Source organism: Cryobacterium arcticum (assembly GCF_003185895.1).
GTDB lineage: Bacteria > Actinomycetota > Actinomycetes > Actinomycetales > Microbacteriaceae > Cryobacterium > Cryobacterium arcticum.
The window spans coordinates 1564341-1576576 of sequence record NZ_QHLY01000012.1 but is presented as its reverse complement, the minus strand read 5'-3'; the positions used below and the strand labels follow the sequence as shown (position 1 = coordinate 1576576).

At 69.1% G+C, this 12236-nt stretch carries 13 protein-coding genes; 5 read left to right on the top strand and 8 right to left on the bottom strand.

The features are described 5' to 3' along the window. Positions 1-56: 56 nt before the first annotated feature. The 5 genes from CTB96_RS17100 (at position 57) to CTB96_RS17080 (ending at position 3857) form a co-directional block, all read left to right on the top strand. Positions 57-485 (top strand): Hsp20/alpha crystallin family protein, encoded by a 429-nt coding sequence (locus tag CTB96_RS17100; RefSeq protein WP_110127999.1) that lies wholly within the window; start codon positions 57-59, stop codon positions 483-485. Between the two features lie 31 nt (positions 486-516). Then, the gene (locus CTB96_RS17095) at positions 517-813 is read left to right on the top strand and encodes a hypothetical protein (RefSeq protein ID WP_110127998.1); all 297 of its coding nucleotides are present in this window, start codon (positions 517-519) and stop codon (positions 811-813) included. A gap of 212 nt (positions 814-1025) precedes the next feature. Beyond that, positions 1026-1970 carry an alpha/beta fold hydrolase gene (locus CTB96_RS17090; protein WP_110127997.1) on the top strand — a complete coding sequence of 315 codons (945 nt, stop codon included), beginning with the start codon at positions 1026-1028 and terminating at the stop codon, positions 1968-1970. A 4-nt stretch (positions 1971-1974) separates the two neighbouring features. Further along, positions 1975-3258: a sensor histidine kinase gene (locus CTB96_RS17085; protein WP_110127996.1), complete on the top strand. Its 1284-nt coding sequence runs from the start codon at positions 1975-1977 to the stop codon at positions 3256-3258. Beyond that, complete coding sequence (locus CTB96_RS17080; RefSeq protein ID WP_110127995.1) at positions 3255-3857, top strand: response regulator transcription factor; 603 nt, start codon at positions 3255-3257, stop codon at positions 3855-3857. The genes CTB96_RS17085 and CTB96_RS17080 overlap by 4 nt, the downstream gene beginning before the upstream one ends. Before the next feature lie 129 nt (positions 3858-3986). Here CTB96_RS17080 and arr read toward each other — a convergent pair whose 3' ends face one another. The 8 genes from arr to CTB96_RS17040 form a co-directional block, all read right to left on the bottom strand. Next, positions 3987-4421 (bottom strand): NAD(+)--rifampin ADP-ribosyltransferase, encoded by a 435-nt coding sequence (arr, locus tag CTB96_RS17075; RefSeq protein WP_248283425.1) that lies wholly within the window; start codon positions 4419-4421, stop codon positions 3987-3989. Positions 4422-4602: 181 nt separating this feature from the next. Next, on the bottom strand, positions 4603-6237 hold the full coding sequence (locus CTB96_RS17070; RefSeq protein WP_110127993.1) for a fucose isomerase: 1635 nt from the start codon (positions 6235-6237) through the stop codon (positions 4603-4605). Between the two features lie 27 nt (positions 6238-6264). After that, positions 6265-7128, bottom strand: a complete 864-nt coding sequence (locus tag CTB96_RS17065) for a dihydrodipicolinate synthase family protein (RefSeq protein WP_110127992.1) — start codon at positions 7126-7128, stop codon at positions 6265-6267. Next, positions 7125-8312 carry a sialidase family protein gene (locus CTB96_RS17060; protein WP_110127991.1) on the bottom strand — a complete coding sequence of 396 codons (1188 nt, stop codon included), beginning with the start codon at positions 8310-8312 and terminating at the stop codon, positions 7125-7127. The genes CTB96_RS17065 and CTB96_RS17060 overlap by 4 nt, the downstream gene beginning before the upstream one ends. Further along, complete coding sequence (locus tag CTB96_RS17055) at positions 8312-9865, bottom strand: tripartite tricarboxylate transporter permease (protein ID WP_110127990.1); 1554 nt, start codon at positions 9863-9865, stop codon at positions 8312-8314. Before CTB96_RS17055 ends, CTB96_RS17060 begins: the two co-directional genes overlap by 1 nt. Next, positions 9862-10377 (bottom strand): tripartite tricarboxylate transporter TctB family protein, encoded by a 516-nt coding sequence (locus tag CTB96_RS17050; RefSeq protein ID WP_110127989.1) that lies wholly within the window; start codon positions 10375-10377, stop codon positions 9862-9864. The genes CTB96_RS17055 and CTB96_RS17050 overlap by 4 nt, the downstream gene beginning before the upstream one ends. A 2-nt stretch (positions 10378-10379) precedes the next feature. Then, positions 10380-11354: a tripartite tricarboxylate transporter substrate binding protein gene (locus CTB96_RS17045; RefSeq protein ID WP_110127988.1), complete on the bottom strand. Its 975-nt coding sequence runs from the start codon at positions 11352-11354 to the stop codon at positions 10380-10382. A 120-nt stretch (positions 11355-11474) separates the two neighbouring features. Beyond that, the gene (locus CTB96_RS17040; protein ID WP_219993279.1) at positions 11475-12149 is read right to left on the bottom strand and encodes a GntR family transcriptional regulator; all 675 of its coding nucleotides are present in this window, start codon (positions 12147-12149) and stop codon (positions 11475-11477) included. Positions 12150-12236 lie beyond the last annotated feature (87 nt).

The following is a 12236-nucleotide window of genomic DNA, read 5'->3' as shown; positions in this document are numbered from 1 at the left end:
GGCTCCGGGAGCCGAAACAATTACACACGCATCAACCAGAAAGGGGACTCCTCATCATGGCTATGACTTTTGATCCTTTCGCCGAGCTGGACCGTCTCACCGGCAGCCTGCTCGGCACCCAGCAGGGCCCGAAGTTCATGCCCGTCGACCTGTATCGCGACGGCGACCGCTATGTGCTGAACGCCGACATGCCGGGGCTCGACCCGGGCAGCGTCGATATCGACATCGACGGTCAGTTGCTCAGCATCCGGGCACGGCGCACCGCCGACAGTCGGGACGGCGTGAGTTGGATTGCCCGAGAACGCCCCTTCGGGTCGTACCTGCGGCAGTTCAACCTCGGCGAGGGTATCGATGCCGAGAACATCTCGGCCCACTACGACAACGGGGTGCTGTCGGTTCTGCTGCCGGTCAGCGAGCGAGCGAAGCCGCGCAAGATCGAGGTGCAGAACAGCAACCAGCAGCAGCAGTCCGTGACCGCTGGTTGACCAGCGGTGGCGCTCGATTCAGGAGGTGACCATGACCTTCGTCGCAGCAGCCGTGCCGCGCACCGAACCGTGGCGTGACCACGATCTACAGGTTCTGGCGGATGCCGAGAACGTGATCGTTGGGGTGTTGTTCGATGACATCGTGCGCACCCTGGTGGGTTCGCCGACAGCGCTCGGTGCGGGGCCGGTGCCGATGGCTGTGCCAAGGCGTGGGCGGATGAGTTCGACGCCGGTGAGGGTGGGGCGCCAGAGCTCCGTCACCGCGTGGGCCCGCTCCCCGCCCTGGATGCGGGCAGACCCGGAAACAGTGAACACCCGAGACGATTGACAAGGAGGACAACTTCTTACCGACACGTGCACTAGTTCGATCCACCGACCGAAGCGGCGCCAGCGAAGTCTGGCGCCGCTTCAGTTTTCCTCGTGACAGGTGTCACGGTTGGCGGTGACACCCGGGCACTTCCGCGCGCATCACCGGCTTGATTGGCTGGTCTCACGCCGCCGAAGCGATCCCATCGCCTGGCCCAACCGAGACGAGTTCCCATGAAGAAACCCCTGCGCATCGCCATCACCACCCTCGGCGTGCTCGTGGCGATTCCGGTGCTGCTCGTCGCCACGACCGCGGTGGTCAATGTCGCTGCCACGGCCTCCGAGGCCTCCTCGATCACCGACTATGGGCAGCGTGTGCCCGTGGACGGCAAGGAGATGAACGTCGTGCAGAGCGGCGACGGCGACCAGACCATCGTGCTGCTGCCCGGCCTCGGCACCGCGGCGCCCGGGCTCGACTTCCAGCCCCTGATCGACGAGCTCGACGACACCTATCGGGTTGTGGCGGTCGAACCCTTCGGGGCCGGCTTGAGCGACCAAACCGATACCCCGCGCACCGCCGCGAACATCACCCGGGAGGTGCACGAGGCGCTCCAGTACCTGGGCGTGGAGCGGTACGTACTGATGGGCCATTCCATCGCGGGCATCTACGCCCTCACCTACAGTGCCGCCTACGCCGATGAGCTCATCGCGTTCGTCGGGATCGACAGCAGCGTGCCCTATCAGCCCGGCGCGGACGAGCCGATCCCGGCCGGCCTGATCGCGACTTTGGGCAACCTGGGGATCACCCGGGCCCTCACCGCTCTGGCGCCCGACCCGTACGCGGGCCTGTCCTTCGACGAGCAGACCGTGACCCAGATGAAGCTGCTCAGCAGCAAGAACGCGTCGGCGCCGACATTGGTGAACGAGATGGAGAACACTCCGGCCAACTTTGCCGCGGTCAGCGGCGCGACCTTCCCCGCCCAGCTACCGGTGCTGCTCTTTGTGCGGTCGAACGACACCGACGTGGCCGGCTGGGTGGCCCTGCACGAGCAGCAGGCGGCGAGCGTCGACACCGGCCAGGTGATCGAGCTCACGGGTGACCACTACTTGCACCACACCCTGTCGCCCGAGATCGCCGCGGGCACCACGGAGTTCCTCGCCGCGCTGTCGATACGCTGAAGTCATGACGCCCACCGAGCAGCCCGCGCCCGGCGGCACCGCGGATCTGCGGATGATGCGCCGCTCCACCGTGCTGACCCTGGGCCTGGTGGTGCTCGTCGGCGGGTTCACGCAACTGCTGTTGGGGGTCACTCTGCCCCTCACCCCGCGGATGATTCTGCTCACGGTCCTCACGCTGGGCGCGGTTGGCGCGGCGCTCGCCGCGATCCCGCTGTTGCTGCGGGTGGCGGGGGAGGCCGCGCCCACGCATCCGCTCGTGCTGGCCCTGTTGGGGCTGGCCGGCGCGGCATGGTTGCTGGCCGTGCCGGCTCCGTTCGCCGGGTGGGGCTGGGCGTTCTTGTTCGCCCTGGCCGGCGGCGTGCTCAGCTGCCTGGTGCACGGGTGGTGGAAGACCACGGTGGTGCTCGGCACCTACCTGGTCATCGCGGGCGGGGGCGTGATCGGCCTTCTCGCCTCGCCGCCCGTGGCCCCGGCCGGCACCGATGACACTGCCGACCTCATCGTGCTCGGCACCCTGGCCGTGTTCACGCTCATGCCATTGAGCGCGGTCTGGGCGCTGCAGGTGGTGCTGCGGCTGGAGACCGCCCGGCAGACCGCGGCCGAGCTCGCGGTGGCCAAGGAACGGCTGCGGTTCGCCACCGATCTGCACGACATCCAGGGCCACAACCTCCAGGTGATCGCGCTGAAGAGCGAACTGGCCGAACGACTGTTGGCCGCCCGCCCGGAGCAGGCCGCCCGCGAGATCGCCGATATCCGCGTGATCGCGCAGGCGGCCCTTGACGATACCCGCGCGGTGGTGAACGACTACCGCACGGTCACCGTGGCCGTGGAGGTGCGGAACGCGGCGGCGGTGCTGCGCTCGGCGGGCATCCGCTGCGAGGCGCACATCGAGACACCGGGCATGTCCACCGCGATCGGCGCCGTGTTCGCGGTCGCGATCCGGGAGGCGGCCACCAACGTGCTGCGGCACAGCAAGGCCACCGAGGCCACGATCGAGCTCGTGCTCGCCGACACCGGGGAGTACCGGTTGACGGTGAGCAACAACGCGGCAGGCCCGGTGCGCCGCGGCGGAACGGGCCTGGCCGGACTGGCGCACCGCGTGGCGGCGCAGCACGGCACGGTCGAGACCAGCCGCACTGACGACACTTTCACGCTGGTGGTGCGGGTGCCGACGACGGATGTCGCTGCCGCGCCAGGTGGTGCGCTGGCCGGTTCTCCGGAAAATGTGCTGCCCGCCGACGGCCGCGCTCCGGTCGCCCCGGCGACCCGATCGGTGGCCGGCCGATGATCCGGGTGGTGATCGCCGATGACGAGGAGCTCATCCGCGGTGCCCTCGTGGCGTTGCTGTCGCTCGAACCTGACCTCGAGGTCGTCGCCGACGTGGCCGACGGCGAGGACGCGGTGGCCGCGGCGATCGAGCACCGCCCGGCGATCATGCTGCTCGACCTGGAGATGCCCCGGCTCGACGGCATCGATGCCGCCCAGCGCCTGCTGCGTCTGGTGGACACGCAGGTGATCATCGTCACCAGGCATGCCCGGCCCGGCACCCTGAAACGTGCCCTCGCCGCCCGGGTGCGCGGTTTCGTGCCCAAGTCCACGCCCGCGTCGGAGCTGGCCACGATCATCCGCTCGGTCGCCGCCGGCGAGCGGTATATCGACGCCCGACTGGCCACGGCGGCGCTGACCGAGGAGGAGAGCCCGCTCACCGCCCGAGAAGTGGATGTGCTCCGGCTGGCCCGGGAGGGACTGCCCACCCGGCACATCGCCAAACAGCTCGGCCTGGCGCACGGCACGGTGCGCAACCACATCTCCTTCGCGATGGCGAAGCTCGCGGCCGACTCCCGCACCGAGGCCGCAGCAACCGCGTGGGAGCGTGGGTGGATCTAGCGGAGCGCTGCTCGGCCCGGAGTGCGCCGGGCTCGTGCTGAAGGAAACCTCGAGGGCATTCCGCCGTCACTGCACCTCGTACCCGCAGGAGGTGCGGTGAGTGGTCCACGCCCCAGGAAGCCCAACGTGTCAGTCGTCGATGACCGCGAGCCCCCGGCGGTTCAGGTCGGCGAGGGCGTCGCGCATGGCCTGCACCTGTTCGGGCGGATGCCCCACCCAATCCAGGAGTTCGCCCACGACCCGCACGGGTTCGCGGGTGCGGTACGACCGGGTGGGATTGCCGGGGAACTTCTTGTCCGTCACATTGGGGTCGTCTTCGAGCGCGCCGGTGGGCTCCACCAGGTAGATCCGCCCGGGGCCCTCGCCCGCGGCCAGCTCGGCGCCCCAGGCCGCGGCATCCAGCGTCAGGGTGACGTAGACATGGTTCGCGGTTCGGCCGTCTTCGAAGTTGGAACCGCGCCCGGGAACCAACAGATCGCCCACGGCCAACTGCGCCTTGGTGCCGTGCAAGAGCGCGCCCGACTCGTGTACTTCAAAGGGTGTGGGACCGTTCGTTGTGCTCACCGCCTCCGACATTCGAATTGACCTCCCAGTATGCCCCGCCCGAAGCGTTCGGTGCTGCCCCACTCGGCGCGCCCCGGCTGGCTGGATGCGCCCGCTATAGCGGGATCATCCAGTCAGACGAGGTGCCGCGAAGCCGCCACGGCGCTCTGGTGCCCGCGTGCAGCGCCGCCGCCTCGAGTAGTTAGAGGGCGACGTCGCCGCAGAGGTGCACGAGCACACCCAGCTCGGCGAATAACGCCGCCTTGGCCGCGAGGGCCTTGTCGGCGGTCTCGACATCGGGGGCGTAGACCACTTGCAGGTGGTTGGCCTTGTGCCGGGCCATCAGCTGGTCGCGCGACACCCCGTGCAGCACGCCGTGCATGATGGGCCACTGCTTGTCGGTGGCGTTCAGTCGTCGCTGCGTTTCTTCCTCGGGCAGGTCGGCCACGTGCCCGCGGCCCAGGTCCACGTGCAGCACGCCGTCCATGATGAACACCCGCGACCAGACGATCTCGCCCGGCTTCGACGTGCCCGAGAGCGTAGAGCCGCCCTTGGGAAAGAACACGGCGGGCTGGCGGTTACCGTGCGACTTGTCGTACCCGCCGTTGTGCGAGGCGGGCACGGCGCCGGAGATCTCGAACACCCAGACGAACTCGTCGCCGTACTGCTCACCCCAACGGATGTCGTGCAGGGTGTTGGCCGGGTCCAGACCCATCGCCGTCCAGATGCGGTTGGTCACCAGTGTGTCAACGGCCACGCCCTCGTCGACCTCGTTGAAGTGCGGCAGCGCGGCGCCGGCGTAGAGCTCGCGCGCGCCGTCGCGGGAGAACACGGGCGGCCGCTCCACGTTGTTGAGCAGCCCCTCCACCAGGTCGGAGGCGGGCACCATGTCTTTGAGACCCTGCTGGTACTGGATGCCGATGGCATCGGCCCCGAAATCATCCGCGATCCGCACCGCCGCCACGTACATCTTCATCTGCTCGTGCACCTGCGCCTCGGTGAGATCGGCGGTGTCGTTTGGCCCGAAGTGGAAGGTGAAGGCCACCCCGTCGAGCCAGTCGCGCACGGCCTGCGCCTCGGCATCCGTCACCGTGTTCATCTCGGCAAGCAGCGCCGACTGGGAGAGCCGCTCCTTATAGATGCCGAGCGCGTTGAGCAGTTCGTCGTCGATGATGGCGTTGTACATGCCCATGCAGCCCTCGTCGAAGACACCGATGATGGCCTTCTCGGTCTGCAGCTGGCGGGCGAGGCCGCGGCCCAGCGCCACCTCGTCGGTGTCGGGCAGGGCGCCCAGGTCACGCACGTGGCTGAGGTCGTGCACGATGCCGCCGGTGGTCAGCCATTCGCCGACCTTCTCCACCGCCCAGTCGTCGCTGAAGTCCTTGCTCCAGAGCGACGAGTAGCCGATGCCCGCCTTGGTGAGCGACCCGGTGAGGTTGAGCAGCCCGACCAGGCCCGGGAAGTCGCCGGCCCAGTTGGCCACGGCCAGGATCGGGCCCTGGTGCGAGCGCAGGCCGGCGAGCGCGTGGTGGCTGTACTGCCAGACCGCGTCGACGACCACGAGCGGGGCGTCGGTGGGGATGCCGCGGAAGACGTCGAGCCCGGCGCGCTGGCTGTCGATGAAGCCGTGCCCGGTGGCGGGGTTCACGTCGTGGGCCCGGTGCACCGCGAACCCGAAGCCGGCGACGGCGCGGGCGAAATCGGCTTCGAGTTGCTGCTGGGTGGCCCAGCCGGCGGTGTTGGCGCTGAGTCGCAGGTCGCCGCTGGCGATGATGTACACGGTCTTCGGTAGCAGGGCCGGGCGCTGCAGGGGCTGGGGAAAGGCGTAGCTGGTCACAGGATCTCCTTGGTTCTCGAAAACGGGTCAGGCGTTGCGGGCGGCCATGTCGAGCAGCTCGCCGTGCAGGGTGTCGTCGATGGCGGCCATCGACATGCGGGAGTCCCAGCCGCCGGGCACATTGCCCGACACCGCGGCCTTCAACCGGATGATGGATGGCCCGGTGAGCGCCACCAACAGCTGCACCGTGGCCTGGAGACTCACGGCGTCGGCGCCGTCGACATCGTCATCCAGGGCCGCGGCCAGGCGGCCGAAGGTCTCTGGGTAGGCCGCGGAAACGCCGGACACCACCCCGGTGCCGCCCTCCCGCAGCACGGTCGGCAGGGTGGAATCGTCGCCGGAGTAGAGCTCCTGCCCCGGCTGCAGCTCGGCGATGTACTCCACCAGAAGGTCGGTGGCGGCGCCGGAGAGTTTGGCCCCGCGCACGCCGGGCAGCGCCATGATCTCGTGGAACGCGGCCGGCGAGACCACGATGCCGGTGCGCTCGGGGAAGAGGTAGACGTAGTGCTCGATGCCGGGCAGCGCGCTGGTGACCCCGCGGTAGAACTCGATCACCGCGGTGTCGTCGGCCGGAAGGTAGTAGGGCGTGAGCGTGGCCATGCGGGTGATGCCGAGGGCCGCGGCGGCCCGCCCCACGCGCACTACCTGGCGCAGGCTGGCGTGCCCGATGTGCGCGATTACCCGTTCGGCGCCGAGCACCCGGCAGGCGCGGAAGAACGCCTCCTGGCGCTCGTCGTCGTCGAGGGCCGGGAACTCGCCGGTGGTGCCGGCGACCAGGGCCGCGTGCACGTGGGGGGAGACCCGGGTGAGGAGCGCATCGAAGGTGTCCCACTCGATGGCGCCGTCGGCACTGAACGGAATGGGCAGGGCGCTGACGATTTGTGCGGTCATGGCTGCATCTTTCGGTTTGATTCGGGCTGGGCAAGCGGGGTGCTGAGCAGAGTGAGGGGCACCGTGGCAGAGGCGATTCCCCGGCGTTGCCAGGTGTAGGTGATGAGGAGATGGTCGCCGTGCACCACCGCGGCCGGGTAGGAGTACTCGCCGGTGCCGTCGGTGCGCACGCCGTCGTCGTGTGGCTCGAACCCGGTGCGGGCGGCCTCGGGCAGGCTGGGTGTGAGCCCGCCGAGCGGCATCCGCCCGTTCTCGATGATCGCTACGGTCTGCCAGTGCCGGCCGTCGCGGGAGACGGAGACGGCGAGCGGGCAGCGGGCGCCCCAGCTGGTGCCGGTGGGATTGTGCACGCAGGCGAGCGAGCCGTCGGGCAGCTGGGCGACGGTGAGGCCGCTGTTGTTGTTGGGCAGGGTGCTGGGCACGGCCGGCGCGAAGGTGCGGCCGTTGTCGGGGGAGAACGCCAGGTAGGCGTGCCCCTCCGACGACCGCAGCAGCGCGCCCACGGTCTCGCCGGTGGCCCACAGGGCGGGCTGGATGACGCCCGCCCCGCGGAGGGTGGACCGGTCGAGTGGGATGTCGACCCGGTTCCAGCTGCGGCCGTCGTCGGTCGAGCGGTCGACGAAGGCGCCCCAGATCGCGCCGGCGGGTGCCCAGCTCTCGGTGGATGCCGGGGCGAGCCAGGCGCCGTCGGCTGCACGCACGGGCGGGTTCTTCACCGGTCCGCGCCCGCCGGTGTCGCCGGGAACCAGTTCTCGCGGTGCAGTCCAGGTGGCCCCGTCGTCGGCGCTGGTGCACAGCCAGGTTGCCCACTCGGAGATGCGCGGCCCGCGTTTGAAGAACAGCCACACGTCACCGTTTGCGGCGTGGGCGAGCACGGGGTTCCAGTGCGCGACGGCGTCGGCCGGGTCGTCGGGGCCGGCGATTTGCCAGGGGTCGCCCCAGCCGCCGCCGGGCTGCCGCACGGCCAGGAAGATGCCGTTGTCGGGGCTGCCCTCCCTGGTGCCCGCGAACCAGGCGCACAGCAGGGAGTCGCCCACGGCCAGCACCGTGGAGGCGTGGCACTGCACGCCGCCGCTGGTGCCGGGCCGGGCCACCCAGTCGCGGGTGACGCCAGCGGTGATGTCGAGGAGCACGGCGGTGTCGAGGTCGGTGTCGAGGCCGGTGGAGACGCCGGTGGCGCCCATCAGCGCTCGGACTTCGACTCGGCGGCCTCACGCTGGGTGCGGTCGGCGAGGCGGTCTTCGAGCGACCCGGGGTCGCCCTTGCCGCGCCGGGCGCCACGCACCTTGGCGATGATCGGCACCGCGATCGCCAGGGCGGCGAGGCTCAGCATAACGGCCGAGATCGGCTCGGTGAAGAAGATCGTCGGTCCGTCGATCAGCAGCGCGCGGCGCAGGTTGGCCTCGGCCAGCGGACCGAGCAACAGCCCGAGCACTACCGGGCCGGCGGGGAAGCCGGTGCGCTTCATCACGAGCCCGATCACGCCGGAGATGAGCATCACGATCACGGTGTACATGTTGTTGGTCACCGTGTAGGTGCCGACCACGCAGAAGATCAGGATGGCCGACCAGATGTAGTAGTTGGGCAGGTCCATCAGCTTCACCATGCCGCGCATCCGTACCAGGCTGATGCCGAGCGACACCACCGTGGCGACGATCATGATCGCCGCGATGGAGACGACCAGATCGGGGTTGTTGGTGAACAGCTGTGGGCCGGGCTGCAGGCCCCAGATGATCATCGAGCCGATCATCACGGCCATCACCGAGTCGCCGGGGATGCCCAGCGCCATGGTGGTGATCAGTGAGCCGCCCAGGGTGGCGCTGGAGGCACCGTCGGCGGCGGTGATGCCTTCGATGGAGCCCTTGCCGAATTTGTCCTTGTTCTTGGAAATGGCCCGGGCACGGTCCCAGCCGATCAGGCCGGCGATGTCGCCACCGGCGGCGGGAACGATGCCGACCACGATGCCGATTCCGGTGCTGAGCGCCATCGGCTTGCCCATCTCCTTGTACTCCTTCTTGTTGGGCCACCAGCGGCCCAGGGAGGAGATCGGCTTGGTCTTCTGCTCGCGGTGGGTGAGCAGCTGGTCGAACAGCTCGGCGATGCCGAACAGTCCGATGATCACGGCGATGAAGTCCAGGCCGCCGGAGAGGTCGTTGATGCCGAAGGTGAACCGTTGATCGCCGGTGATCGGGTCGCGGCCGATGGTGCCCAGCGTCAGGCCCACGGCCCCGGCGAGCACGCCCTTCACGATCGACTTCGACGAGATGGAGATCATGATGGTGAGGCCGAACACCACGAGGGCGAACATCTCCGGCGGCCCGAAGTTGAGCGCCAGCTTGGCCACGGGCTGGGCGGCGATGATGAAGACCACCATCGACACCAGGATGCCCACCGTCGAGGCCAGCGCGGAGATCACCAGGGCGAGCCCGGCCTTGCCCTGCTTGGCCATCGGATAGCCGTCGAAGGTGGTGGCGATGGCGGCGGGGGTACCCGGTGTATTCACCAGGATGGCGGGGATGCGGTCGCCGTAGTTGGCGCCGACGTAGATGCTCAGCAGTACGGCCAGGCCCTGAACGGGTTCGAGGGTGAGGGTGAAGCCGGCGGCCAGGGCCACCGCCATCGATCCGGTGATTCCGGGGAACACGCCGACCAGGGTGCCCACGAGTAGGCCGATGATGAGGCAGAGCAGGGTGACCGGGTCGACGACCGCGGCGAGCCCGGATTCCAGGGGGTTCATAGGGGCACTCTCAGAAGGAGGTTGAACATGGCGTAGAGCGCGCCGGTCATTACGACCGGGTAGATGATCAGGGCGCGGATGCCCCGCCCGCCGCCGATCGCGGTGACCGCGGAGACGAACACCGGTGCCGCCACGACGAAGGCCGTGAGCGGCCACACCACGATGAAGACGATGGTGGCGGCGACCGCGAGCAGGAGCTTGATCCAGCCGGCGCGGGTGGTTGCCTCGTTGTCGTCGCTGGGTCGGGGTGCCTTCACGAGGGCGGTGATCAGCAGGATGAGGGACAAGCCGAGGCCCAGTGCGCCCAGGAAGGTGGGCCAGGAACGCGGGGTCAGCCCCGGCAGCTCCAGCCGCAACTCGATGGCGTTGGCGAGGAGGAGCACCGAGCCGGTCAGGGCCACGGCGGTGAGCGCGATGGTGATCTCGGGCCAGCGGGGCGCCGGGGTCGGGCGCTCGCCGCCCGCATCCGTCGCGCCCGCACGGCCACTCGTGGTGGACGAACTGGGCCTCATGATTACTTGACTTCGAGCAGGCTGGCGAAGCGGGAGTACTCGTCGTCGATGAAGTCGGTGAACTCCGCCGGCGTCTTGTAGACCGACAGGGCGCCGCTCTTGGTGATGGTGTCGACGAACGAGTCCGACTGGGCGGAGGTGGCGATCGCGTCGGCGAGGGCCTCGCGCACGTCATCCGGCAGTCCGGTCGGGGCGTAGACGCCGCCCCAGCCGCCGAAGTTCAGGTCGTAGCCGAGCTCCTCAGCGGTTTCCACGTCGGGCAGCAGCGGGTGGCGCTCGTCGTGCAGCACGGCGAGGGCGCGCAGCTGGCCGCCGTTGTGCGCCGCCGCCGTCTCGGCGGTGCCGCCCACGGCGGCGTCGACCTGGTTGCCCATCACCGCGGCCACGGCCGGGCCGCCGCCGTCGAAGGGCACGGGCACAACGGTGGCGCCGGTGAGGTCGGCCAGGCCCAGCTCGGCGGCCTCCCAGATGGAGCCGGCACCGGAGTTGGCCATGGTGACCGAACCGGACTTGCCGGCGGCAACGAGGTCGTCGAGGGTTTCGAAGGGGCTGTCGTTGGGCACCGAGATCACGCCGGGGGCGAGCATGATCTGGCCGAGGAAGTCGTAGTTGGCCGGGTCGATGTCGAAGCCCTGGTGCGCCAGCATCGAGATCTCCACGGGCACGAAGCCGATGGTGTAGCCATCCGGGTCGGAGTCGGCGATGTACTGCATGGCCGTTGAGCCGGATGCGCCGGGGCGGTTCTCGACGATCACCGAGACACCGAGCTCCTTCTCCAGCTCGCTGGCGAGGGCGCGGGAGGTGAGGTCGGAGCCGCCGCCGGCCGCCGCCTGCACGATGAAGGTGATGTCACCTTCGGGGTAGGCCGAGACTTCTTCGGCGCCGTCGGCGCTGGGGGAGGAGGAGGAGCACGCCGTGAGGGTGAGGGCGGCAGCCGCCAGAACTCCGGTCAGCTTGAGGGTGCGGGGCAGTGTCATTTTTCAACTTCCTTGTTGGAAACGGGGCAGTGCGGAGTGGTGCGGAGTAGTGCGGGGGTGAAACGGGCAGAACGGATTACGGGACGACGCCAGGAATCAGCGGGACAGATAGGGGGAGGGTCAGGCCTCGGCGTGCAGCCGGTTGAAGGCGTTGGTGAGTCGGTCGCGGGAGCCCTGCAGGTGCACGCGCAGCATCTCGACGGCGGTGGGGATGTCGCCGTTGCGGAGCGTCGTGTAGAGGTCGAGGTGGTCCTGGTAGGTGGGGCCGAGGTCGCGGTCTTCGGCATTGGTCAGTTCGAGCATCACCGCGAAGGTGGGCTCGTACATCTTCCACATGCTCTCGAGCCGCTTGCCGCCGGCCACAGAGTAGAACGCGGAGTGGAAGTTGAGGTCGGCGCGGGAGAAGCCGAGCGAGTCGTTGGCCGCCACGCGGTCCTTCATGATGCTGAGGTTGCCCTCCACCAGATCCCACGAGGTGTCGGCGGAGTGCCCGCGAGTGAGTTCGAGTGCCTTCACTTCGAGGATTTCGCGCAGCATGTAGAGCTCGTCCACGTCGGCCGAACGCAGGCCCACGGCGAAGACGCCGCGGCGGTGGCTTTCGACCAGGCCTTCGGACTCGAGCTGGCGCAGGGCGTCGCGGATGGGCCCGCGGCTCACGTCGAACCGAATCGACAGCTGGGACTCAACCAGGTGGGTGTTCGGCGGAATCTCACCGGCGACGATGGCGTGGCGCAACTGGGTGACGACGTGCTCGCCGAGCGCCTGCGCCTGGGGCACGGGGCTTCGTTCATTCACGAAAGACACGCTCGTCATCATTGACTCCTCTTCGCTAACCGATAACGGTTTACCGTAAACCAAAGCTAGAGGGCGTGCGAGAATTCG